Origin of the sequence: Paenibacillus arenilitoris (genome assembly GCF_014705655.1) — a bacterium.
Classification (GTDB): Bacteria; Bacillota; Bacilli; order Paenibacillales; family Paenibacillaceae; genus Pristimantibacillus; species Pristimantibacillus arenilitoris.
Genome location: NZ_JACXIY010000034.1, coordinates 39,828 through 65,496 on the forward strand (window position 1 = coordinate 39,828; position 25,669 = coordinate 65,496).

Consider the following 25,669-nt stretch of genomic DNA (forward strand, 5'->3'; position numbering starts at 1 on the left):
TTAAGTACCCGCTTGCTTATCGAATTTGTAGCCGATGCCGAACACCGTCGTAATCCATTCGCCGGCATCCAGCTTCTTGCGCAGCCGTTGAATATGCGTATCCACCGTCCTCGTATCTCCGGGATAATCGTATCCCCATACATAATCCAGCAGCTCCGCCCGGGTGAAGATTTTGCCTTTGTTGTTATACAGCATCAGGAGAACGTCGTATTCCTTCGGAGTCAGCTCGATCAATCGTCCGCTTTTGCGGACCGTTCTCTCTTCCGTATGAATCTCGATGTCCAGAAAGCGAACAACGGGCTCGTGCTTCTCGGCCGAATCGCCGGCATTCCGGTTCGCTTGCGCGACGCGTCTTAAGATGGTCCGGATCCGGGCAATGACTTCCCGCAAGTCGAACGGCTTGGTGATGTAGTCGTCCGCCCCGAATTCCAGGCCCAATATTTTGTCCGTAATATCGGACTTCGCCGTAATCATCAGGATGGGGATATTGTAAGAAGCCGTTGCCTGCTTGCAAATGTCGAGACCGCTTTGATCCGGCAGCATCCAATCGAGCAGCAGCATATCCGGGCCCCAGCTTTCCATCAGCCGAAGGCCGTCGTGCCCGGTATGCGCCTTCGCCGTATCGTAGCCTTCCCGCTGCAAGCCGTATTCCAGCATATCCGCGATGGCCGGTTCGTCTTCGATGATCAAAATTTTCGTTTTGTTCATATCGTTTCCTTTAAAAGTCATTTTTGTTCTATATTATAACGCATAGCTGTTGCAGGGATGCGGACAAGTTGTCAACAAGTTGCAAACGGCGCGTCAAAAACCCCTTGCGAATCGCAAGGGGAAGTGTTCCTGCCCATGGCGTTGAGACTGATCGTACGGAAGCAAGGTCCCCCCATTCAGGCTCGAATACATGGGATCTTAACGTTCACCGTAGTTCCAAAACCGATCTGACTTTCGATCTCTACCCCATAATCTTCTCCAAACAGCAGCTTTATCCTGTTGTTTATATTGGAGAGGCCGATACTGTTCCCTTCAAAACGTTTGTTTTCAATATCCGAATACTCCCTATTCAGTTTCGCTTTAATACTCTCGAGCTCATCTTTCCTTATTCCTTTTCCAGAATCCGATATTTGAAAACATACATCTCCATTAGCATCTACATGACCGCTCACCCAAAGGGCTCTTCCCGCGTCGCTGCATTCAAGTCCGTGATAGACCGCATTTTCAACAATCGGCTGCAAAATCATTTTAGGTGTTTTCATTCCCAACAGCTTGTCATCAACCTTTACTTCCATTGAAAACTTGTTATCATAACGAATCGCAATAATATTCATATAGGCCTTAATGCATTGCATCTCTTCGCTGATCAAGACAAGCTCCTCTTGTTTAATGCTGTACCGGAAAATCTTGGACATGCATGACGTGATTTGCGCGATTTCCTTGCTCCCGTATTCAAGCCCGATGCTGCTTATGCAATTTAACGTATTATACAGGAAGTGGGGGTTGATTTGACTTTGCAAGGCGGAAAATTCAGCCTGCTTCTGGCTGAGCTCCAATTCATATAATCTTGTCTGCGCATTAAAAACGTCGGTCGCCATCGCTTCCATTTTGTCCATCATGTTATTGATATCATACGCCAACGCGCCGACTTCGTTTGTTGAGCGCACCTTAATCCGGAAGCCCATATCCCTTCCGCCGATTTTCCTCATATCCGCCACAAGCCCCATGACGGGCCGCGTCAAATTGTTGATGAAAAAATAGCCCAATATCATCATGCTGATCGTCAAGCCGATTCCTGCTATAATACTGTTTTTCTTGATCGCATTCATGTCTTCCGTCAATTCATGCACCGGAATAATACTTACGATGCTCCATCCATCCGCCTGATCCAGGGTCGTTTCCTGAACGATGACGTTCTCCCCGTTCAGGTTGGTGTTTACCCCGTCGGTTAAACGTTTCCGGTCTACCGAAAGGATATCCTCGAATAAAATGCCGCGGAAATTCGCATTATTCGAAGCAATGACTTCATGCTCGCTATTTACGATGTACAGATTGGAGTTAGGCGTCAGCTCCGTATTTTCAACGAGCTCTTGCAGCTTTTTCGTATTCACCATAAACGAACCGTAGCCTGTCTTTTGCGAAAAATGAACCCCGCCGATCGATTCAATAATGGGCGCTATATAAAAGAAATGTTCCGTTCCCGTTTTTTCGTTTCTTAATAGGCTTGTAAACCTTCCTTGTCCGGCCGTTTCGTCATTCGCAGCGTATTTTTTCACGAACTCCGCGTACGGATTCAAAAAAAAACATCGCCGCTTGCCGTAGCCGTACTGACTACCCGTCTTCCTTCATTATCGTTAATGACAATGCCGTTCACGTAAGAATTGAAGGATCTCATATAATCCAATAAATCGATGACATAATTGCCGATTTCAATATTCCGCTTATAATCGTCCTCCGTAATGGTGAACTCCTGTATCATTTTATTGTTAACCACGATGTTGGTGCTGACAATGATATCGTTAAATACGGAATCAATTTTTTGACGGGTTTGTTCGATGATTTTATTCCCGTAGTTGGTGGCTCTTTCTTGCGTCAGATGATAAAAGCTGAAATAAAAATAGGACTCCATTGCCGTAAATATAATTACCGTAAACAAAGAGATGAGCAGAATCTGATGCTTGAGCTTCAATCTACTGATTTTCAAATTCGACACTCCGATCGGGCCTTTCTGAATTTGGCGGGCGTGATCCCGCATTCTTTCTTAAATACTTTATTGAAATAATAGTAATCGAAATAGCCCGCTTCCGATGCGATTTCTTCAATGGACAATTCCGTATGCTTCAACAGCTCGCAAGCTTTGTTTATTCGCAATTCCGTGACGTATTCCGAAAAGGTTTTGCCCAGATTTTTTTTGAACAGCTGGCAGCAATAGACTTGGTTGATATAAAATTTCACGGACAGCTCTTTGAGGTACAGCTTGTTCTGAAAATGATTGTCGATATAGTTAACCATCTGGGAAAAATGCGTATTCGTTTCGCTTTCATTGATAGACTGGTCATTCAATTGCTTTAAATAAATAAAAATATCATATAAAAAACTGCATAACGAGTCAAAGTTCTCGAAGCGCTCTTTCAGCTCCGCGTAATTCAGAAATTCAAGATCCATGTCCTTCAATTGTTCGTAATAGCTGCCGACCAACGCGCTGACCGCTTGATTCCAGAAAAAAACGACCTCTCCCATACCTAACCGGTTATGGTTAAAGTAAGGCACGAGCCTCTCCTTCATGTCGTCGATTTGTTCGAAATTTCCCTCCCGAATCATGGAAGATATTTCGTCGATAAAAGGCTTAACCAGGTTAAGCTTCTGCTCATATGGATAGATGCCTTGTTCTCCATGTAAAAATACGTTTGACGCAGCGATATCGGATTCCTTGATAAGCTTTGCTATATTTTTATCGTCTTTAGAGACGCTGCTCATTCCTGCCGATTTAATAGCCGAATGCGTGAGAACGGAATAGTCGAACCCCTCATCCAGTTCCGCTCTTCTCTCGCTTCTGAGAATATAGAGCGTCTTTCTTGACCCCAATTCCACTTCCAACGTATTTTTACTATCGAACGGCTTTAAGTAATCCTTTTCGCCGCGATTCGAACAAATGACGACGACGCGAAAGTAACCGTTCGATGACTCCTCGAAAAAAGGCGTTAACTGCTTTAATTCGCTTTTATCCGTTGAGGTTAACGCCTCCAAAATACGGTCATTACGAATGCTTCTCTTTTTAGAAAAATGCAAGGCCACCTTTTCAATCAACGGGTCCGCCATCTCGATATCGATCGGCTTCAGGCAATAATCCAACGCGCCGTGCCTTAAAGCCTCCTGTGCGTAAGCAAACTCGGAGAAACCGCTTACAATTATGAAGGCAACGTCCAAATCTCTTGCTTTGGTCATCTTGATCAGATCAAGGCCGGAAATTTCAGGCATTCTTATATCGGTAAAAACGAGATTGGGGCGCTCTTCGCATATGAATTCAAACGCCTCATGGCTGCTTGTAAATTGGCCGATAATTTCGAACCCGTACTTCTTCCAGCTGAACGCGTTCCGTATGCCTTTGATCGCCCACGGTTCATCATCTACAATAATAACCCTATACATAAAGCACCCCCTGATGGCTCTTCACGTCGCCTGGCATTGGCGCAATAACCGCTCCGCTCAAATCATAGAAGCCGATGAACGGCGTCAACGGCTTGTATGATTGCTGATACGGCTTTTTTTATTTATTGGCTTCTTGCATGGCCCGGTAGATCTGCACGCTTTCGTCCATCACCGCTTGCCCGCCCGCTGCCATATATTCCTGAACCAGCGAATCGTATAGCCCGTCGAATTCCGAAGGCTTGCATACGATCAGCTTATCCGTCATCTGTTTGTTCAAATCGCCAAGCGTTTTGCCGAACTTGATATTGGCTTCGTTCGGCGTATCGAAGAAGAAGCCGGTATACGAGTCCGTCGTGTTGATTTTGTAGGATTGCTCCGCAATCTCTTCGAGCCCCGGAGCCGTTGCAGCCAATGCCTTGATGTTCTTCTCTTGATCGCCAAGCTCCACGCCGTTAACAACCAACGTATAATCAAGATTCAGGGCGCTCGTTTGCATATTGTCCCCTGTTTGGTTAATAACCTGCGGAATACCGTTCACCATCTTGTGATTGACCCCTTCCTCGCCGTACTGCAGGAAGAACAACACTTCAGGATTGGACATCCAGTTCAAGTATTTCATGGCCAGTTCCGCGTTTTTACTGCTTTTAGGGATAAACACGTTGATGCCGTTTTCGTTATACGCGATTTTCTTGTACTTCCCTTCGTCGTTCTTGAATGCGTCAATGGGAACGAAGACGGCCTCCGGCACGTTTGCTCTTAACGGCTCGCTTATGTTTTGTCTGAGCGGATAATCCCAGTTTGCGCTGAAGAATCCGACTTTGCCGTTCGTAACGTCGGCATCCGCTTGCTGCGCGGTTTTGTCCAGCGCAAAATCCGGGCTGATTAATCCTTCATTATAGAGCTTGTTAAGGAACTTTAGCGCTTCCTTGTTTCCAGGTTTCAGCCAGTTCGGCATCGTGACGAATTCTTCTTCCGATTGCTCCTCCCAGAACGACTCCGATAAATTTCCGTAGCCATAGTTCATGCCGGTCGCTGCCACTCCCCAAGGAATGACGCCATCTACTCCGCCGGGATTTTTATCTCGGAATGCGATTAAAGCTTCATACAGTTCTTCTCTCGTAGTCGGAACCGGCAAGCCCAGCTTATCCAGCCAATCCTTTCTGATGAACGATCCGATCCATGCCAGCGAAGTACGCTTGGCAGGTATCGCCATTAGTTTCCCGTTGTAACGGCCGTAAGTAAGCACGGTTTCGCCAAGATAGTTTTTCAAATCCTGGCCGTGCTCCTCCAACAAATCATCGAGCTGCATAATGCCGTTTGATTTGGCGTATCTCGATACGGTTGCGCCGTCGTAAGTAAACGAAATATCGGGCGCCTCGCCTGCAGCCATTAAGACATTGAGCTTATCAATTTCCTGCGATCTTGGCACGGGAACGAATTTTACGATCGCATTGTTCGCTTTCCCGAAATTTTCGTTGATATATCTCGTCCATGTATTATCGTTCAAATCCGGCTGGCCCTGAATGCCCCGGTCAAAAATTTCGACCGTCAGCGTAACCGGATCGCCCGAAGGCGCAGCCCCTGGCGTCGACGATTCTCCCGTTGCCGGGCTTTCCTTCGGATCGTTCGTATTTTGGCCGCTGCATGCCGCTAACGCGCTTGTCAATAGCGTCAAAGCCATGAATGAAACCAACGTTTTCTTCGTTTTAATTATAAACCTCTCCCTTTTCGATTCATACTTATCCGCATTAAAGCCTTGTCCTTCTCATAAAGCCTCATCATTGAACAATATCGCATGTTACCAAGAAGAGCATCCCCCCTTTCAGTAAACGGGCCCGCGATTAACCTTTAATAGCCCCCAGCATTAATCCGTCAACAAAATACTTTTGAAGCTTGGGGTAAACGACCAGGATCGGAACGGTCGCAAAGACGACACTCGCGGCTTTCAAGGCCTCGGGCACGATTGTGACGCCAAAGCTGCCTTCGCCTTGCTGCTGGTTATCTAACTGCTGGCTCTCCGTAATGATTTGGTACAGCTTTAATTGGATCGGGTACAGGTTCTTGTCCGTTATATAAAATAGCGCGTCCTGGAAACCGTTCCACCTGTCAACCGCGTAAAAGAGGCTTAAGGTTGCTATAGCGGGCATCGATAGCGGAAGGACGATTCGCGCTAATATTCCCAGATCGCTGCAGCCGTCTATAGACGCCGATTCTTCCAGGCTTTCCGGAAGCGAGGAGAAAAAGGTTTTTAGGATGATCAGATAGAACACGCTCATCGCGCCGGGCAAGATCAAGCTCCAGATCGAATTCATCAATCCCAGATTTTTCACCAGAATATAGTCGGGGATTATGCCTCCGCTAAAGTACATCGTAAAAATCATGATCGTTAAAATAAAGCTTCTTCCCTTTAACCGCTTCTTTGTAAGCGGATACGCGGCGCAAATCGTAAAGAACATGCAGCTGAGCGTGAATATCGTCGTAAGCACGATCGTGAACCCGAGAGAATAGATCATATCCATATCGCTTAAAATCGTCCGATACGTTTCCAGCGTGAATTCTACCGGCCAAAGAGAGACCTTCTGCGAGATGATCGCATTATTCGAACTGAAGGAAAGCGCTATGATATACAAGAACGGAACAAGACAAGAAAGCGCAACGACGCTAATGATTGCTATGATTAAAGTATCCGCGTAACTCGTTTTTCCTCTTCTGCTCAACAAAACCCACGCTCCTCACCAAATTCCTTGCCCGACGATTTTCTTGGAAATATAGTTTGCCGCCACCAGAAACACTAACCCTACGACCGATTGAAATAATCCGACCGCCGTGGCCTGCGAGAAATCGCCCGCCCCGATCCCGATCCGATAGACATAGGTGCTGATGACATCGGAGTACTCGCTTACCAGGGAATTCCCCAGAACATACGGCCGATCGAACCCGATCGAAACCATCCTGCCGATTTGCAAAATAAGCAAAATCATAATGGTTGGCCGAATGCCCGGCAGCGTAATATGCCAAATTTTTCGAAGCCTGCTGGCCCCGTCGATATCCGCAGCCTCATACAGCTCCTTGTTAATTCCGACTAATGCCGCTAAATAGATGATAGTGCCCCAACCTACGCTTTGCCACACCCCGACCAGCACGTACATGACAATCCAGTTTTCCTTCCGGGAAAGGAACTCGATTTTAGAAAGGCCGAGGCCGGCCAGAAGGCTGTTCGCCAGGCCTCCCGTAGAAAACAAAAGATAGACCATGCCTCCGATAATGACCCAAGACAAGAAATGCGGTAAGTATAAAATCGACTGCGCGACTTTTTTAAATCGTGCATGCCAGATTTCATTCAACAAAATAGCCAGTATGATCGGCGCCGGGAACCCTATCGCCAAATCCAGCAAGTTTAAGACGAGCGTATTTTTAAGCGCGCGGTAAAAACTGTTTTGTTCAAAAATAAATTTGAAGACGTCTAGCCCAACCCACTCGCTGCCGCCGATTCCCTGAAAAAGGTTATAATCCTGAAAAGCCATCAATACGCCATAGATCGGGGCATATCTAAATATCGCTAAATACGCCAATGGCAACAGTAAAAGTAAATACAGTAGAAAATCTTTTTTCAAGTAATACATGAAATTGTTCTTTCTGTTCAGCTGGATCCTGTTATTTGGACTGTTTATAACCGCTTTCATTTTAATCATCCTCAATTAAAGGGTTTTGACGAAATATCCGTCCGCAGGGCGGCTTGCGCTTATAAGGCCAAGGAGGTATCTCGTGTAAGTAATTGTACGCTCGAGACTCCGTTATAAAAATGTACTTTCTTAAAATAATTTTTGTAATAACTTAAGTCAGTACTAGCACCGCCCTATAAGCCCAACCACAAAAAAGACAGAATGATCGCCCGATCATCCTGTCTTTCTTTTGCTTCCTATTTGACTTAAAACCCGGGTGGCCGACTTACCGGTGCATGCTTGCCTTCTCGGACCACTCCCGTTCCCAGCGCGCCTCGATCCCCTCACGCCAGCGCAGCGCCTTCGACGAAAGCTCCTCTACCAGCTCGGGATGCGCGGCGCGCTCATTCACCCGCTCTCCCGGATCGGCGGCCACATTGGCCAGGTGTACGTCATCCCCGGCGGGCGCGCCTTCCTCCAGCTGGCCGTTCAGCACGAGCTTCCAATCGCCGCGGCGGACCGCCGTCTGCTTGCCCAGCTCCCAGTACAGCTCGCGTTCCGGCAGCGCTTCTCCCCGAGAGAGCAGAGGCAGCAGATCCACGCCGTCGCATTCCCGGCCTTCCATGCCGCCCCCCGCCGCGCGGAGAATCGTAGGCAGGACGTCGACGGCACAGCACGGCTCGGAAATCGTCTGGCCCGCGGGTATCTTCGCCGGCCAGTTCCAAATGCCCGGCACGCGTATCCCGCCTTCGTACAGACTGAATTTGTGGCCCTTCAGCATGCCGGCCGAACCGCCGTAGTACGGATCCTCCGTACCGTCGAGCCAGTTGCGCGACTCGCGCGACGGGCCGTTGTCGCTCTGGTAGAAGATGCACGTGTTGTCCCGCACTCCTTGCCGCTCCAGCTCCGCCACGATCTCGCCGACCCCGTCGTCGACGGCGCTGAGCATCGCCGCCATTATGCGGCGGTCCCAAGGCAGATGCGCGAAGCGATCCGTGTACTTGCTCGGGGCATGCATCGGATAATGCGGCGCGTTGTAGGCCACGTACAGGAAGAACGGCTGATCCTCGTTTGCGATGGCCCGAATATGCCCTACCGCACGCCGCGTCACCAGATCGGTGAAGTATTCCCCGTCCTCATGCACTTCCCGTCCGTTATGCCAGAGGTCGTGAAGCGGGTTATGCGGGCTGCCCCAATAAAAAATATGCGAATAATAGTCGATGCAGCCGGCCATGAAACCGAACGTTTCGTCGAAGCCATGCTGCTCCGGGCGGCAATCGTCCCGAACGCCGAGATGCCATTTGCCGAACAGGCCGGTCGAATAACCGAGCTTCTTCAGCTCCGAAGACAGCGTGGGGACCTTCGTCATCAACCCGCTGGTCTGCCTTCTGCCGCCCAGAATCGAGCGCACGCCGGCGTTGCCCGGATATCTGCCGCTCAGCAGGGATGCCCGGGACGGCGAGCAGACGGCGCTGGCCGCGTACCAGTCGGTGAACCGGGCGCCGCCGGCCGCCAAGCGGTCGATATGCGGCGTCCTCACATCCGTTGATCCCATGCATGACAAGTCTCCATAGCCCTGATCATCCGTCATAAACACGATGACGTTCGGCCTTCTTTCCTTCATACCGCGCACTCTCCTTCTTTAAGTCAATCGCTAACCGCTATAGCGTTCGTACGCTTGCCGATAAGCGTCCATATACTGCTCGAGCCCCATGCGTCCCAACGTTTGAATGTAATTGTCCCACTCGGAGAAGGAAGCGGCGCCCGTAATGAACCGCACCGTCATTTCATTGACGTAGGTGGTCAAGTCGTTGCCGATCGATGCCAGCAGAGCCGATTCTTCATCGGTGTGCGTGAAGGCCGGCCACACTTCATCCGGGAAATAGTCGCTTACTTTCTCCGTGCCTGCCAGAGCCGAAGGGTAGCTGGCGCCGCCTTTGGAGAACTTCTCGGTCTGCATCGTCGGCTGACCCGAGCCCGGCCAAGCGAGATATTGACCCACGGCTTCGTCCAGCGTTAAGCCGTTCGGATTTTTGGTGATCTCCTCGACATACTCGTACTGATCGTTGCCAACCGTTCGGAAAGTCTCGCCCTCCACGCCCATGAAGAACAGCTTCATCCCTTCCTCGGAATACCAATAATCGGCCCATTTCATCGTTTCTTCCGGATACGGATTGACGCTCGTAATGACAAATGCGCCCGAGACGCGCATCGTCGGGTTGACGCCGGCGATGAGCTGATCCCCGTGAGGCCCGACGAGCGCGTTCATCCCGGCAAAATCGTCCTTCGTCGTCTGACCGATCGGCACCGGATTGACAAAGACGAAGCTGCCCACCGTGTCCGCCTCGCCTTTGGCCGTCATCTTCGCGTTGTTCATCGTAAAGATCTCTTCGTCGAGCAGCTTCTCTTTGTAGAGTCGCGCCATGAACGCCAGCAGCTCCTTATACCGGGCGTCCGCCGGGATGAACCGAAGCGATTGCTTCTCTTCGTCCATATCGACGTACGGGTGGGCGCTGCCGCGATTGCCGAGGCCCCAGAATCCGCGAAGCGCGTGCGAAATCGAATCGATGCTAGGCGCGGTCAAAGGCACCTCATCCATCTGGCCGTTGCCGTTCGCGTCCTTGTCCCTGAACGCTTTCAGCAGCTCGTAGAACTCCTCCGTCGTAGTCGGCTCGGCGGCACCGATTTTGTTCATCCACTTCTCGTTCAGAAACAGCTTGGACCCGTAATTCGCCGACGGAAAATCGTTAATGAACGGGAGCGAATAAATATTGCCGTCCGGCTGCGTAATGCCTTCCTTGACCTCCGGATACTGCTCGAAGATCCTCTTCAAGTTCGGCGCGTGCTCCTCGATCAGATCGTTAAGCGGGATGAAGACGCCGTCCGCTCCGTATTTCACCAGATCGGAGTTCTGCAATTGCGCGCGGAAGATCGCATCCGGCACGTCCCCGCTGGCCAGCAAAATATTCCGCTTCTCCACGAAGCTGGTATCCGGCACCTGTTCCCAATTGACGTGGATGCCCGATTTCGCTTCATATTCCTTCCACACCATCATATTATCAAAATCCGCATAAACCGGCGATACGGAAGTAAGCATCCGCAGCGAAATCGGACGGTCGCCGCCCTCTCCGTCGTTGCTTGCCTCCGGATTGCCCGAATCGGAAGCGCATGCCGTCATGGCCAGCACCATCGCTGCCGCGGTCGCGCCGGAGACGATTAACTTGAGCTTTTTCATCGTTCTGCCCCCCTGTTTATTCATTGATCCCGCATCTTATCCTTTGATCGCCCCGATCATCACGCCTTGAACAAAGTAGCGCTGCAAGAGCGGATAGAGCGCCAGTACGGGCAAGCTCGTCACGACGATGAGCGCATACTTGATGCTCTCGCCCATCAGCTGCTGCTGAACCGCCGATTCGTCGGCCAGGTTCATCATATCCTGCATCTGGCTGTTGATGAGAATGTCCCGCATGATGAGCTGTAGCGGGTATTTGCTTTGATCGGAGAGATAGATCAGGCCGTTGAAGAACGAATTCCAGTGAAACACGCCGTAAAATAACGTCATCACCGCCATGATCGGCAGCGATAACGGCAAGACAACGGACCAAAGCGTACGAATCTGCGAGCTGCCGTCGATAACCGCCGCTTCGTGAAGCTCCTGGGGGATATTCTCGAAAAACGTCCGCATGACGATCAAATGAAAGACGGATATCGCGCCCGGCAGCACCATGGCCCAATACGTATTGATAATGCCGATCGATTTGACCACCATATAAGTCGGGATCAGACCGCCGTTGAAAAACATCGTCATCAAAATAACGAGCATGATGACTTTGCGTCCTTGGAGGTTCGGCCGGGACAGCGGGTAAGCCCCCATCGTCGTCATCGCCAGATTGATGAGCGTCCCCGTCGAGGCGTAAAGCAGCGTATTCATGAATCCGCCCAGCACCTCGCCGTCCCGGAACACGCGGGCGTAAGCCTGTAACGTCATGTCTTTCGGAAAGAGCAATACCTCGCCGCGGATGACCAATAACGGATTGCTGATCGATGCGCTGAGCACGAATACGAGCGGGTAAAGCACGACGATCAGGATCAGGCTCAAAATGACGGTGTTGAGCGTATCGAAGATTTTATCGTTCCTGGTCTTATGAATCATCTTTTCTGCCCTCCCTTCCTACCACAGGCTGTTCCCGCTGACCCTGCGCGCGGTCAGATTGACGGCGACCAGCAGAATAAGATTGACGATCGAGTTGAACAGTCCCACCGCGGCGGCGAAGCTGTATTGCGCGCCCAGGATGCCGCTGCGGTACACGTACGTGGCGAACACGTCCGATGAGGCGATGTTCAAGTCGTTCTGCATAAGAAAGATTTTCTCGAAGCCGACATTCATGATCGAGCCGATATTCAGAATCAGAAGAATGACGATCGTGGACGAGATGCCCGGCAGATTAATATGCCAGATGCGCTGCAGCCGGCTCGCCCCGTCGATAGCCGCCGCCTCGTGCATCTGCGGATCGATGGCGGTAAGCGCCGCGATGTAGATGATCGAGCTCCATCCGGCATTCTGCCACACATGCGAGCCGACAAACAGCGTTTTGAACCACCCGGGCTCGGTCATGAACGAGATCCTCTCGAAGCCCATAAACGAAAGCAAGTGGTTGACGACACCGGTCGTCGGCGACAGAAAGGTCGCGAGCATGCCGACCATCACGACGACCGACAGAAAGTGGGGCGCATACGTGACCGTCTGCACCGCTTTTTTGAATCGTTTGCCGCCGACCTCATGAATCATGAGCGCCAGGATGATCGGCACGGGAAACGCCACGGCAAGCTCATACAAGCTGATCCCGATCGTATTCAGCAGCAGCCGCATGAAGTAAAAAGAATGGAAAAACCGCTCGAAATGCTCGAACCCGACCCATTCGCTCCCCAAAATCCCTTTCATCGCCGAAAACCGCTTGAACGCGATCTGGACCCCGTACATCGGCCAATAATGAAAGACGCCGAAGAATAGAAGAACGGGAACCAACATGAGGTAGAGCTGGAAGTTCGGGATGACTTTCTTCAACTGGATTCCTCCTCTCTTATCGCCCTTCCCGCGGCAATGTTCTTATCGGAGCGGCCATGTGCTTCGCTCATCCGCCTGCCGTTTCCTAAGCCTACCCGCCGGCTTCCCGCCCTGTAAACAAGCAGCTCTGAGAGGGCGTGCAAATTTTGACCTGCCGTACCGTGCTTATTTTTTATTGCCGTGCAATGCTTTCCCCGCGCCGGGAGAGCGCCCGCGGACGGCTTACCCGAGTCTGCTGATGCTCCTGTATTTGATCGGAGACACGCCTTCCTGCTTTCTGAATTTGCGGCGGAAATTAGCCTCGTCCACGTATCCCGAACGCTCGATGACTTCGCCGATTTTGAGATCGGTCGTGCGCAGCAATTCCTTTGCTTTATCCATCCGCAGCTTGTCGATGTATTGCATCAAGGAGAACCCCGTATGATTTTTGAAGAAGCGCGTCGCGTAGGATGGCGACAGCCCCGCCTCGTCGGCAACCGTCTCCAGCGACACCCCGCAGTCCGTATAACGCTGATGGACCCATTGCATCAACTGCTCGAGCAGGGCCGAATGCTTGCTTTCCTTGCTGTTCTCCGCATATTCGCACAAGCTTGCGCATAGGTTGGTCAACTGGCGTTCAATATCGTTTAACTGCTCGTTTGCCGACTGCCAGAATTGCCGCAGCGCTTCCTTCTCCTGCCGAATCCACTCCTCGTCCGCATCGCCCAGGCTTCGCGCGATCTCCATTCCTATACGCTTCCATACTTCTCTGGAGGAGCGCGGAACGACGCATTGCTCCCTCATCGCGGAAGCGATCTCGCCGATCGCCTGCGCCGCCTCGGCGGAATGGCCTTCCTTGATCGCGAGCAGCAAGCGATTCTCGCTAGGAAACGGATGGTGATAAGGGCGATCCGCCAGCGGCTTAACGGATGCGTAGGTCATCACATGGCCCGGGCCCTCGTAATAACGATATTGCGCCGCTTCCTCCGCTTCTTTCAACGATTGCCCCACCTTTGAACGGTCATCGACTACCGAGCCGATCCCGGCGGTGACCGAATAACGAAAATAGCGGGCGTATACATCGATAATTTGCCCTGCGAGCACCTCAAGCTCATGCTGCACGCCATGACCGGGTTCGAGGTTGAGCACAAGAGCGACCGAGCCGGGCTCGGACAATTGCAGCGTATAGCGCCCGCCCAGCCGTTCCGCCAATTCCTCGGCAATATTCATCAAGGCGAAGATTTGCGCTTCCAGCTGCGACTGCGAATTCATGCGCATCAGCCGGGATGAATTGTCAATCCGGAGCAGCATAACGGCGTAGGAAGGGTGAAGAAGCAAAAAGCGCGGATCGTCGAGCATCTGCGCCGTTTCCTTCCGCTTGCTTTCTTCTCCTCGTATCATCGAGAGCACATACTGCTCCTTCAGCAGCCGGCTGCCTTGCTTCATCCGGGAATAGAGAGAGCTGTTCTCCCTCGTCAATTCGTGGAAGGCTTTGGCCACGATCGAATATTCATCGCTAGTCGCCCTTGCAGACGTAGGCGGCTCATCCCCGGCACGGACACGGAAGAGCCCCGGCGCAGGCGCCGCCGTCATCCGCAAGGGAGCTCCTTCGGATTTCACCGTACTCGCGAGCAAGCGCCACGGCCGGTAATTTTGTCTGGCGAACATATAGGAAAGAAGCAGGCCGAATACAAAAATGCCCAGCACGGAAAGGACATACAGCCTTGTGATCGACCGGGTTTCCTTCAGGAACTGCCCTTTGGGCATAACCAGCACGTACGTCCAGCCGTTCGCTTCCGAAGTGAAGCGAAGCCGGGAAACCGAGGACGCATCCGGCTGCTTCCCGTCTACGGCATTCGCATCGTTCGTCACCAATTCGAGCCATTGCTCCTGACGGCCGGGCGGGCGGCCGAATCCCGTGGACGTAATGAGACGATTGTCCCGATCCAGCATATAGAAATACCCGTCATACCCTTGCAGCACCCGGTGAATCATCGACGTGAAATGCTGTTCCCGAATGACGAAGGTCGCAAATCGCAGCTCTTCGCCGCGCGATCCCGGAAACGGGTACGCATACAACAAAAAAGGACTGACCGAGCCATAAGCATGGGTCCGGCGGGATACGATAAGCGGCTCCTTGCTGTCCTTCACATGTTCTTCAATCATTGCCGCATAAGGCTGCCCGAACGCGTACGATTGCAGAAAAGAAGCATAATCGTACGTGCCGTTGGAGCTGATCGTTTGTATCGCTTCCTCGCCGCCGTAGCCGACGGCCATATCGTAAATAAAAGAAGAGCTGGTCGCGTACATGCGCATCTGCTTCAAAGCTTGATAGCTTTCGTATCCGCCCTGGGCGAGCGCGTACGGATTCAGCTGCGGATTCATCGGGATCTGCAGGGCGATGCGTTCCATCTCCTGCAAGTAGGCTTCCGACTTCAGCTTGACCTCGGCCAATATGGAAGCACTTACGGAATCGGCGTTGCGTTGCAGCAAATCGGATAGTCGGCCATAAGCCAGACTTCCTGCCGCCAATAGGATGATAAGCATTAACAGCATGTAGGAAATCAAATACTTGTAAAACCGACTCGACAGCTTCGTCTTCATAGATGGCCCCCTCTTTCCGGCTATTTTCGTCTCTCCAAGCAAACAAGCCCATTCAGATTATCCAACATCTTACCATACAATGCCGAACGGATGACCGTGCTAATTTTGCCAGGGGGTGCTTTTTGGGGTTATAAAGGACATTTACGGGGATAGCAACGAAAAAAGCCGACACTGATGAAGGATCAGCGTCAGCTTATAGCTCAAGCGTTACAGCCACCAAATCAGCGGCACGCAAAAAAGAGGCGTAATCGACAGCGCCATTGTATGTGCCATTCGCGGGATTCGCAGCCTCCAATCTTTTCCCTCTAAACTAAACGCCCATGTCCCGCAAACGGATAGTCGATCGTAATGCGTCCCGCCTGGCAATCGCCAATGCCGCTGTACAGATCGGCCTTGCCGTCCGGACGCATCACGATGCCCGAAGCAAAGACGCAGTCGACCAAATACGGCATCTTGGCCGGCCCCGGCGGGTAGCAGGAACGGCTTCCAATGAGATGAAGGTCCGAGGACTCCCGGGTGATGGGATCGAAGACGAAGGCCATGTTCAAATACACCCTCAATTCCCCGCCGTTCTCGTCCTTATCCCGGTAGCTAATGTGGCCGATAATGCCGATCTTGCCGCTATCCAGCAGATATGCCTGGTTGACGCCTCCCCATTCGCCTTCCCCGAAGATGCCGTGAATGTATGGCGCTTTCTCGATGACGTCCGCCGTCAGCTCATCCAGGCTGTCAATGACCGTGAAGCCGATCATCGATTCGCTTCCGTATTTGCTTCTCATCTCCGCGCCGCGCGGACGCGAGAAGACGCCGATCTTGCCGTCCGGAAGCGGAACAAGGCGGATATCCTTCATTTTGTTAGGACCGGTCGTGAAGTAGTACAAATCGTGGAGGTCGGTGCCCCGGTAGAAATAGCCGAAAAACGTGCTGTATTTGCCGCGCTCATATTGCACATGCGTCCCGCCCATGACAAGCTCGTCGCCGATCTCGGTAATGTACGGGTCCTCCAGCGTGTAGATCATGCTGTCCTTCACCACGGTCCATTCATCCCGTCCCGTCTCCTCGAACAGGCGGACCCAAGAGCGGGCCCACTCTTCGCGGCGCTCCACCCGCCCGAACAAATAGCGCTTCCCGTCCCGCATGAACGGAATCGAAATATTGTAGACATCGAAACCGTCCACGCCGTGAAAGACTAGCGTCGCGCTTTCATAGATCTTTTTTGCCGCTTCGAATTCAAGTCTTCGTTTCTTCAGGGTCACCATTCTCCACGCCTTCCTTTTGATTATTTCTGAGCGTCCAGGTATTCCTGGAATTGCTTCTGATATTCCGCCACGACCTTATCCAGACCGGCCTTCCGCATCTTCTCGAGCGCAGCCGGGAACGCTTTGTCGTATTCTTGAACGCCCATATAAATCGGAGTGATGCTCGCCGAAGCTTCCGACAAAATGTTGGTATACTCGGTTCTTACGTTCGTCGGGTCGAAAACAAAGTTCGCCGCGATGCTGTTGACCGCATTCGGATTTGGCTCGAACAACACTTTGTTGTTGTCGGGAATGCTGCTCTCCAGGTCGAAACGCATGAAGTTGACGTTGCCGTTCTGCGAATCGGAGCCTCTGTATCTCGAGTTGTTGTTGTTCTCCGGATCCCGGATCGGCTTAAAGCCCTTCTCGCCGTCCTCGGTATAGTGCGTGCCCTCGATTCCATATAGTGCCAGATCGTAATTCTCTTGACTGGCCAGCATCCAATCCATGAATTTGACCGCCGCTTCCGGATGCTTGCTGTTCACCGGCACGGCATTTCCGTTCTTGAAGGTGAGCGGGCGCAAATATTGCTTCTCCGGGTTGAACCATACGACGCCGATATCGTCTACCGTAGCTTCCGGATTGTACTTCTTGAGTCCGTTCAAGCTTCCTCCGGTTCCGAGGCGGACGAACCATTCTCCGCTTTCCATCTGCGCGTCGACCTGCTCCTGCTTCATGACCAGAATATCGGGATTGGTAAGTCCCTTCGTATACAGCTCGCGCATGAAGGAGGCGTCCTTCTTGAACTCCTCGGTCTCGATCCAGGACTTGGCCTCGCCGTTCTGATTCACGTAGAAGAACTTATCCCTGACCGTGAACGGGAACGTATCGTATGTCCGGTGCAGGATGGACGTATGCAGGGAGATCGGGTCGAAGTCCGCCCGCGTGCCCAGATACGGCTTGTTGCTTCCCTTCCAGTTCTTCATGACCGTCTCCCAGGCGCCGATCAATTCGGCCGGAGTCGTCGGCTCTTCGAGATTGTTCTCGCGGAGAATGTCGCGGCGAATGTTGAACTGGCCTTCGCTCGCCATTTCCACCCAATAAGAAGGAACGGCATAATACTTGCCATCGATTTTGGCCCCGTCGAAAATATCGTCCGGAATATGCTTCTTCAGATTTTCTCCGTACGTTTCGATCGCATCCGAGATGTCCGCCAACGCGCCGCGATTATAGTAGCTGGAGAACGGCGTGCGGTCCTGCATGACGTGGAACAGGTCGAATTCTTCGCCCGTGGACAGCATCAGGTTCAGCTTCTGATCCCACGCGTCCCACGGAATATAGACTTTCTCCACCTCGACGCCGACGCCGTCCGCGGCCAGCTTCTCGTTAACCTTCCGGAACACTTCCTTGTAATCCTTCGGCTCCGTGCCGGGAACCAAATATTTGATTTTGACCGTCTCGGCGGACTTGTCGTTATGGACGGAAGCGTTGTTTCCTTCATCCGCCGTTCCATCCGAATTCGAGTCCTTGCCGCATCCAATCAATGTCGTTAGGGCGAGTACCGCGGCTAATAAAAAGGCGTAACTCTTTTTCATAATAAATCATGACCTCCTTATATATGGCTTTTATTTATGTTAACCCCGAAGGGATGACATCAGCCTTTGACCGAACCGATGACCAGGCCTTTCACGAAGTACTTCTGCAAATACGGATAGAGGAAGACGATCGGCCCGATCGTCACGATCGCCGTCGCCATCTTGACCGATTCCGAAGGAAGCGTCATTTCGCTTGTTCCGGCCAGCATCGTCATCTCGTTCAGCATGCTGATCTCCGATTGCAGCTGCAGCAGCATGAATTGAAGCGGGTACAAATCCTTGCTGTCGATAAGCATGATCGCGTTCCACCAGTTGTTCCAGTAATCCAGCCCGTAGAAGAGCGCGATCGTCGCCAGAACGGGCATGCACAGCGGCAGATAGATCCGGAACGCAATCGTAATATCATTGGCGCCGTCGATGGTCGCCGACTCTCTCAGCGAATCGGGTACGCCGTTCATGAAGTTGCGCACCAGAAACAGGTTGAACGGGCTGAACAGAAGCGACGGAATAATGAGCGCCAGAATGTTGTCGGTCAGACCGAGCGCGCGGTTCATCAAATACCAAGGTACGATCCCGGCGGAAAAGATCATCGTAATGAAAAAATAGAGCGCCAGCAGGTTACGGTGCTTCACCTGTTTGTTCGCCAGCGTATAGCCGGCCATGGAGGTCACCAAAACCGCCAGAAGCGTGCCGACGATCGTGACGAAGATGGAAATGCCATAACTCTGCATCACCTGGGAGCCGCCCGTAAAAATCAGTTTATACGCATACAAGGAAAATTTCTCGGGAAAAAGACTGTAGCCGTTCTTCAATACGGCGTCCTCGTCCGTGATCGAGATCATCAGCACGAGCAGCATCGGAACAAGGCAAACCGCCGAATAAATCGCGATCAGGGTATACATGACCGTCTTGCCGAGGGAAAACTTCTTCATTACGATTCCTCCTGAAACCTTGCTTCGGCAGGCTTATGCCGGGGCGGGATTTTAATACAAAGCGCCGTCTCTGAAAAATTTGCGCGTAATCGCATTCGTGCCGAAGACGAGAATGAATCCGACGACGGATTGGAACAGCCCGACGGCCATCGCTTCGGAAGGATCGCCGATCTGACGCAGCGAGCGGAACACATACGTATCGATGATGTCCGTGGTCGAATACAAGGTGCCGTTGTCGCCGACCAAGGCATAGATCATGCCGAAATCGCCGTACATGATTTTGCCGATCGAGAGCAGCGTCAGAATGATGACCGTTGGCATCATGAGAGGAAGAGTGATGCGCATGCACATCTGCCATCGGCCCGCCCCATCGATCTCGGCCGCCTCATACAGCGTTTCGTCGATGCCGGTAATGGTCGCCAAATAAATGACGGCGCTCATCCCCGCTCCCTTCCATACATGCATCAGCGTGAGGATCGCGGGCCACACCTCCGGCTCCGTGTACCAGTTGACGGAGGCGATGCCGAGCTTATTCAGCCATTGGTTGACAAGTCCCATGTCCATCGAGAAGAACGCGTACAACACGTAGCTGACCACGATCCAGGAAATAAAATGAGGGAACAGCATGAACGATTGGCTGACCTTCACGAAGAGCTTCTTGCGCAGCTCGTTCAACACGAGTGAAATCGCGAGAGCCATCAGCGTGCCAAAGACAATGAATAGCAAATTCAGGAAAATGGTATTAAAGGTGACGGTCAACGCCTTGTAGGAGCGGAAAAAAAACTCGAAGTTCTGAAACCCCACCCATTCGCTATTGAATATGCCCTTTGTATAATTGAAGCGTTGAAAAGCAATGACCATATACGGATAGGTCATATACCCGAAGATAAAAGTGTATACCATCGCCGGAAGGACCAGCAGGTAAGACGTTCCGTTCTTGCGGATGTCCGAGAACATGCCGAATGCCAGTCGCTGTCTCTTTTCCAAATTCTTATCCTCCTTAAAGTTTTGCGAGCATTGCTTCACGAATCGGCTTCGAGCAAAACTCGCTTCGAAAGCATAGGCTTAGTTTTGTGAGCGCTGCTTCCTGTATCGGCTTCGTACAAAACTCGCTTCGAAAGCATAGGCTTAGTTTTGCGAGCATTGCTTCCCAAATCGGCTTCGAGCAAAACTCGCTTCGGAAGCATGGGCTTAGCGAACATGTCTTGGCTGCGTTGCCGCTTGCCTTAACTCTATATCAGCGGGCAGGCGCTGCCAATTTTAAATACCGGATTTCGCTTTCGCGATTCGATTAAAGGGCTTTCAAATATCCGAACTGCTTTTCGTTTTTAAGGAATGGCGTATCTTTTTAAGCGGCTTTATTCTATATTGAAGAAATGACACCAGCTGCATCGGAGGAATCCACATGCGCATCACCATGAATCGGCTAGTTCGGTATAAGGCATTCCAGAAGCTCACGATTTCCTATTTTCTGCTCATTCTTCTCACGGTCAGTCTGCTGTCCACCTATCTCTTTTATTTTTTCTCCAAGAGCGCGATCAAAGAAATCGATCGCAATTCCAAAGCGATGCTGTCCCAAATCAGCTACGCATCCGACGTCGTCTATAACCAAGCGATGACGATCGGCAATTCCCTGCTTACGCAGCCGGAGATTACGTCCTTCCTGAATGACACGGAGGAGGATAAGACGAGGAATTACCATGTCTTTCATCAATTGACCCAGATACAAAGCGCGTATCCGTACATCTACAGCATCGGGATCTATCGGCCGTCCACGAACACGGTAGTCGATACGGCGGGGCTGCCGTTCGATTCCTCGCTCTACGCGATCAGCGCCAAGCAATATATGGAGTTTTACCCGCGGAGTCTGACCGTTCCCAACCGAAATAACGATGCCCCGATGCAGTTCCTGACCTTTCTGCTGTACCCGAACTATTCGCTGCGATCCGCGAGCAACCCGCTCATCTACATCAACGTGGAGGAGCAGTCCATCCTGACGACGATCCGCAAAATCGGCAAATCGGACTCGGCCAACAACGTGTTCGTCATCAACAAGGAGGGCAAGGTGCTGTCTCACACGGATTCGAATCTGTTTCTGGACGATTTGTCCGGCACGCCGTACGTGCAGCGGATTTTGAGCCAGGAGGAGACGGAGAACAGCTTCACGGCAACGATTCATAACGAGAAGCATCTGATTGCCTATGTGAAGTCCGAGGAAATGGACTGGTATTTTGTAAGCGTTACCCCTTACTCCGGTCTGATCTCCAACATCGATCATCTTCGCAACGTTACGCTGCTTGTGACGGGAGGGATCGTGCTGATCGGGCTGCTTGCGTCCATTTTTCTGAGCAAAAGCATTTATAGGCCGTTCTCGGCCTTGTTCGAGAAGATCATACAGAATCCAGCCGATCTAAAGTCTCCGTTCGTCGATGAATATCAGGTCATGGCGGAAATGTTCACTTCGCTGGAGGAGAGAGAGAAGTCGATGCAATTCGTGATCAACCGCTCATCGCGAACGATCCGGGAGCATTACCTGCATTCGCTGCTCAGAAGCCACTCGCCCGATACCTCCGTGCCCGAAGAACTCGTTCGGAACATCGACGAGGAGCTTGCAGCGTCTTATTTCTGCGTGATCGTGTTCAAAATCGATGATCCGGAGCCGGCAAGAGGGGGAACGGAAGGCGGACAGAAGCCGCTGCTGCGCTTCGCCCTGGGCAATATCGCCAAGGAGATGCTGGAGCCTCTCGGGGCATGCGATTACCTGATTACGGGGGAAAATGAAGCGGCGGCCATCTGCCAATATGCGTCGAACGAGCGGCCGGAGGAGCTTAAGCCCGCCCTCCGCAACGTACAGAGCTTCCTGAAGCGATACTTCAAGCTGACGGTCTCGATCGGGGTCGGCGACATCAGCTATGGCCGAAAAAACATCTCATTCTCCTATATCTCGGCCCAGCAGTATGTGAAGTATCGATTGATCTATGGCAAAGAGTCGATTCTGGATGCCCAGACGACCCGGCCGCATATTATGACAACGATCAGCTATCCGGCCGATAGCGAGAAGAAGCTGATCGAAGCCGTTCAATCCGGCAAACCGGACGCCATTCGGGAAACCACCGAACAGTTTATCGATCAAATTTCATTCGGCTCGGTCAACCAGGCGATTACGTACAGCAATCAATTAATGCTCTCCCTGCTCAAGCATTTTGATTATTTGCGGCATCTTCCGGACTCTAATTTCACGGAATATCTGGACGCGGTTACCGAGATCGAGGCGGCCGAGAACCTGGAGGAAATCGAGAGCCTCTTCATCCGATACTGCGCCAATATTTGCAGCCTGATCGAGGAGAAAAACCATTGGATGAACGCGCAGAAGCATAACATCGTCATCGAGAAGGTGCAAATCTATATGCAGGAGCATTACGCCGAACCGAATTTATCCCTTGAGCTTGTATCCAATATCGCCGGGTTGTCCCCAAGCTATCTGGGGAAGCTGTTCAAGGGATCGACCGGACAATCATTCAGTGAATATCTGAATCATATCCGACTGGAGAAGGCCAAGGCTCTCCTGACTTCGACCAACGAGACCGCCGCCAAAATCAGCGAATCGGTCGGGATGTACAATGCGGCTTACTTTTCCACGCTGTTCAAGAAAAAGTACGGCCTGTCTCCGTCGGCCTTTCGGGAGCAGGAGGCGGTGATGAGTAAGGAGGAGCGTAAGCGGAGCGGCTTCGTCGAAGTGGATTGTCGGCAAGCTGCGATTGCGCAACAGAGCCCAGAATAATAATTAAATGAGTAAGACGAAAATAGCCGAGGAAAAACAGGTAGGTGCCTGCTTCTCGCTCGGCTCGTAAATTGACTATTATTTAGGCTTTACGATGTCATTGAATGATGTTTACACAACTACTGTACAATGAATTAACGTATTAGACTGGAGTTGTTGATTTTACGCAGTTTTGAAAATCGTCAGCTTATGAGAAATAAGAATTCGACTCTACATAGACTTAATGAGAATAAAGTATTAGATAGATTGATTTAAACTGATATCTTTGTGAAAAATGGCGAATGCCTATAATATTTCATATAACTTTCTAATTTACTCATTGATTTCTCTTTATTTTCATCAAATTGCACATTACTAGTCAATAACCTACTTGATATTCTCTCCAAATCATCACAAGGCAATAAAGAATCAATTTCCATCCTTTCTCGTAATGTGAGATCAGGAATATCTATTTTATGAGGTTCATTAATGTCTCTCAAAAAGTACTCCCAATTATTTAACCCAGTTCGTTCTATAAAAGAATCCTCTTGATTATGTTCTAAAATAACACCTGTAAAAGTTAACATTTGATGGTTGGAATCAGCATAAACAAAGGAATTAACAGGAAAGAATCTTCTATTAGTCTTCCCATCTAATATCTGTTTTGATGAATATTCAATGATTTGATTTATCGCAATCGGTAACCCGGTGTTTGTCATCATGTCCGCATTAATTGTCTGCGGCATGATTCCTGACATTCTACTTTTGAGTTTATTAAATCTATCTTGATACATTTTTTCTTTATCAATTGTAGTTCGCGGCCTAACTTCCGTTTGATTCACTAAGGCATTAGGGTTTGCATTTAAGGTGATTTTTACCACATCATATACTTGAAGTTTAGATAGCAACGCTTGGAACTCCCTTATTTGCGTTCCAATTTGCCGTGGATCGGCATAATCGAGCCATACGATACTATTTCTTTCTGGGAAGAAATCAGAAATAAACTCACCACTAGATTGATTGCATAGTTCAATACAAGCTAACGGCCTATTAAATTTTTGTCGCTTATGGATGTACGTATCCTGCTCTAAACATTTAAGATCGTTAATACCTAAAAGTGAATGCACAATCTTAAAATCCTCCATATGTACGGCGCCGAAACCAATGTAACTATAATTTTGAACAGGTTGATATGCATTCAACTTCGTCAAGAACTCAATAAAAATAGAGCGATCAATTGATTTATTCCACCTTAAGTGATATGGCACCCATGCTCCGCTCATTCTTCATCAATACTCCTTAATATCTGATCAAAGCAAGCATTACCTACATCAGCTGGAGAAGTATTTGGATCCTCAAAAAGATATTCCGCAACTTTTTTAATTTCTGACAATTCACGAATAAATCTAATTTGTCTACGTGGATTTTCCACACTCGGTTTTGGTAAATTTGGAATAAATCTTTTTTCTGTACTATTATTATTTACTAATATCGGTTTCCACTTCTCTTCAGGGATATAACTTGGTATTTCAAGTACATTAATCGGCTTTGCTCGATCAGAAGTTTCTCGTTCTTTATCAGGGTCCTTTTTCCACACATTTGTGTAACTTGTAAAAATCTTCGTGCCTTCTCTCATATAATTTTTCACTTGCAGATATAGTACCGATGATGCTTCCAAGCCCCTTTTAGTAGTGGTTAGAGGTAACTTTTCCGCTTTATTTGATTTGAAAATTACAACCCCTGATATTCCAATAAACTGGTTATGAAATGCAGGGACATTCGCTTCTCCCCACCCAGTTAATATTGTCTTGTCTTTATATACTACTACTCTATCGTTACAAATAATTGTCCAACCAGAATCATCTTTGGTTCTTTTTATATCTTGGTCTTCTTCTAACTCATCTTCACTCGGTGTAGGTCGATAAAAACCAACTTCCAGTAATACACTTACATCATCAATAACCCCGCTATATACATAAGGTGAAATCCCAGTCTCCTGCTCTGTATCAAAAAGCAATTCAATTGGCATGGGTTTAACTAACACATCATTAATACTAATTTGAAAACCCTTTTTTATAATAAAACTATATTGACTTGCAATATTCTCAAACAATTGATCGATAAAGTTCGATCTCTCTTGCGAGAAAGAATTCGCAATATTTTCATATAGCTCTGTGACTGTAATTGTTGTACCAGGTTCACCGTCTGGAGTTGGAACATGTGTTAAAGGCAACTCCCATTCTGCATCATCCTCTAGCCATGTTGGTGTTATTGAAACTTCAAACGCTTTCTCTGATGTGTTAGAAGTTACATTACAATTTCTACCTATTTTAAAAATTGCTCTCTTCATACCAATTCCGTACATACCAACCGTAGGTAAATCCTTGTCTCGATCGTCACTTCTCCCCATCCTAAATGCATACTTCTCAGCTATATCAATAGGAATCCCACCGCAGTTATCCTTAATTGAGAATTGATGAGGATCAATTGTTAGTTCGGCTTTGTATCCTGAATATGGCATTTGGCCTTCTTCAGTCAACCCCATTTCTTTTCGCTTTCTCAAAACGCCATCAACACAGTTATCCAACAAATCTAATATTGCATCGGATAACTCAATGTCTCTTGTTAACATGTTTACAAAGAAAGCCTTTGCAGGAAACGCTGATATTTTTTGAACATCGCTCATTTTATCACATC

At 50.0% G+C, this 25,669-nt stretch carries 19 protein-coding genes; 1 reads left to right on the forward strand and 18 read right to left on the reverse strand.

Going from position 1 to position 25,669, the window contains the following annotated elements; all coding sequences use genetic code 11:
* The 16 genes from IDH41_RS24245 to IDH41_RS24315 all read right to left on the reverse strand — a co-directional run bounded on the left by IDH41_RS24245 (window position 1) and on the right by IDH41_RS24315 (window position 20,199).
* Window positions 1–708, reverse strand: a complete 708-nt coding sequence (locus IDH41_RS24245) for a response regulator transcription factor (protein ID WP_190865740.1) — start codon at window positions 706–708, stop codon at window positions 1–3.
* Between the two features lie 176 nt (window positions 709–884).
* Complete coding sequence (locus tag IDH41_RS24250; protein WP_317890812.1) at window positions 885–2,264, reverse strand: sensor histidine kinase; 1,380 nt, start codon at window positions 2,262–2,264, stop codon at window positions 885–887.
* A gap of 17 nt (window positions 2,265–2,281) precedes the next feature.
* Window positions 2,282–2,692: a hypothetical protein gene (locus tag IDH41_RS31545; protein WP_223830026.1), complete on the reverse strand. Its 411-nt coding sequence runs from the start codon at window positions 2,690–2,692 to the stop codon at window positions 2,282–2,284.
* On the reverse strand, window positions 2,689–4,137 hold the full coding sequence (locus IDH41_RS24255; RefSeq protein WP_190865742.1) for a response regulator transcription factor: 1,449 nt from the start codon (window positions 4,135–4,137) through the stop codon (window positions 2,689–2,691). The genes IDH41_RS31545 and IDH41_RS24255 overlap by 4 nt, the downstream gene beginning before the upstream one ends.
* Window positions 4,138–4,255: 118 nt before the next feature.
* Window positions 4,256–5,818, reverse strand: coding sequence for an extracellular solute-binding protein (locus IDH41_RS24260; RefSeq protein ID WP_190865744.1), 1,563 nt, complete (start codon window positions 5,816–5,818; stop codon window positions 4,256–4,258).
* Window positions 5,819–5,978: 160 nt separating this feature from the next.
* Entirely contained in the window at window positions 5,979–6,854 is an 876-nt protein-coding gene (locus tag IDH41_RS24265) for a carbohydrate ABC transporter permease (protein ID WP_190865746.1), read from the reverse strand.
* 15 nt (window positions 6,855–6,869) lie between these two features.
* Window positions 6,870–7,760: an ABC transporter permease gene (locus IDH41_RS24270; RefSeq protein ID WP_223830027.1), complete on the reverse strand. Its 891-nt coding sequence runs from the start codon at window positions 7,758–7,760 to the stop codon at window positions 6,870–6,872.
* 325 nt (window positions 7,761–8,085) lie between these two features.
* Window positions 8,086–9,423, reverse strand: coding sequence for a sulfatase-like hydrolase/transferase (locus IDH41_RS24275; protein WP_190865750.1), 1,338 nt, complete (start codon window positions 9,421–9,423; stop codon window positions 8,086–8,088).
* A 30-nt stretch (window positions 9,424–9,453) separates the two neighbouring features.
* Window positions 9,454–11,034, reverse strand: coding sequence for an extracellular solute-binding protein (locus tag IDH41_RS24280; protein ID WP_190865752.1), 1,581 nt, complete (start codon window positions 11,032–11,034; stop codon window positions 9,454–9,456).
* Window positions 11,035–11,070: 36 nt separating this feature from the next.
* Window positions 11,071–11,952, reverse strand: coding sequence for a carbohydrate ABC transporter permease (locus IDH41_RS24285; RefSeq protein ID WP_190865754.1), 882 nt, complete (start codon window positions 11,950–11,952; stop codon window positions 11,071–11,073).
* 18 nt (window positions 11,953–11,970) lie between these two features.
* Window positions 11,971–12,828: an ABC transporter permease gene (locus IDH41_RS24290; RefSeq protein WP_190865807.1), complete on the reverse strand. Its 858-nt coding sequence runs from the start codon at window positions 12,826–12,828 to the stop codon at window positions 11,971–11,973.
* 258 nt (window positions 12,829–13,086) lie between these two features.
* Window positions 13,087–15,447: a helix-turn-helix domain-containing protein gene (locus tag IDH41_RS24295; protein ID WP_190865756.1), complete on the reverse strand. Its 2,361-nt coding sequence runs from the start codon at window positions 15,445–15,447 to the stop codon at window positions 13,087–13,089.
* 305 nt (window positions 15,448–15,752) lie between these two features.
* Entirely contained in the window at window positions 15,753–16,706 is a 954-nt protein-coding gene (locus IDH41_RS24300) for an MTP-1 family protein (protein WP_223830028.1), read from the reverse strand.
* Between the two features lie 20 nt (window positions 16,707–16,726).
* Window positions 16,727–18,280 carry an extracellular solute-binding protein gene (locus IDH41_RS24305; RefSeq protein WP_190865758.1) on the reverse strand — a complete coding sequence of 518 codons (1,554 nt, stop codon included), beginning with the start codon at window positions 18,278–18,280 and terminating at the stop codon, window positions 16,727–16,729.
* 59 nt (window positions 18,281–18,339) lie between these two features.
* Window positions 18,340–19,212: a carbohydrate ABC transporter permease gene (locus IDH41_RS24310; RefSeq protein ID WP_190865760.1), complete on the reverse strand. Its 873-nt coding sequence runs from the start codon at window positions 19,210–19,212 to the stop codon at window positions 18,340–18,342.
* A 51-nt stretch (window positions 19,213–19,263) separates the two neighbouring features.
* Complete coding sequence (locus tag IDH41_RS24315) at window positions 19,264–20,199, reverse strand: ABC transporter permease (protein WP_397328517.1); 936 nt, start codon at window positions 20,197–20,199, stop codon at window positions 19,264–19,266.
* 418 nt (window positions 20,200–20,617) lie between these two features.
* Between IDH41_RS24315 and IDH41_RS24320 the strand changes: the two genes are divergently transcribed.
* A complete protein-coding gene (locus IDH41_RS24320; protein WP_190865762.1) occupies window positions 20,618–22,993 on the forward strand; it encodes a helix-turn-helix domain-containing protein in 2,376 nt (791 codons plus the stop codon).
* Between the two features lie 251 nt (window positions 22,994–23,244).
* Here IDH41_RS24320 and IDH41_RS24325 read toward each other — a convergent pair whose 3' ends face one another.
* Together IDH41_RS24325 and IDH41_RS24330 are read right to left on the reverse strand one after the other, a co-directional pair.
* Window positions 23,245–24,255, reverse strand: coding sequence for an O-methyltransferase (locus IDH41_RS24325; RefSeq protein WP_190865764.1), 1,011 nt, complete (start codon window positions 24,253–24,255; stop codon window positions 23,245–23,247).
* Window positions 24,252–25,658, reverse strand: coding sequence for an ATP-binding protein (locus tag IDH41_RS24330; RefSeq protein ID WP_190865765.1), 1,407 nt, complete (start codon window positions 25,656–25,658; stop codon window positions 24,252–24,254). The genes IDH41_RS24325 and IDH41_RS24330 overlap by 4 nt, the downstream gene beginning before the upstream one ends.
* Between the last annotated feature and the right edge of the window lie 11 nt (window positions 25,659–25,669).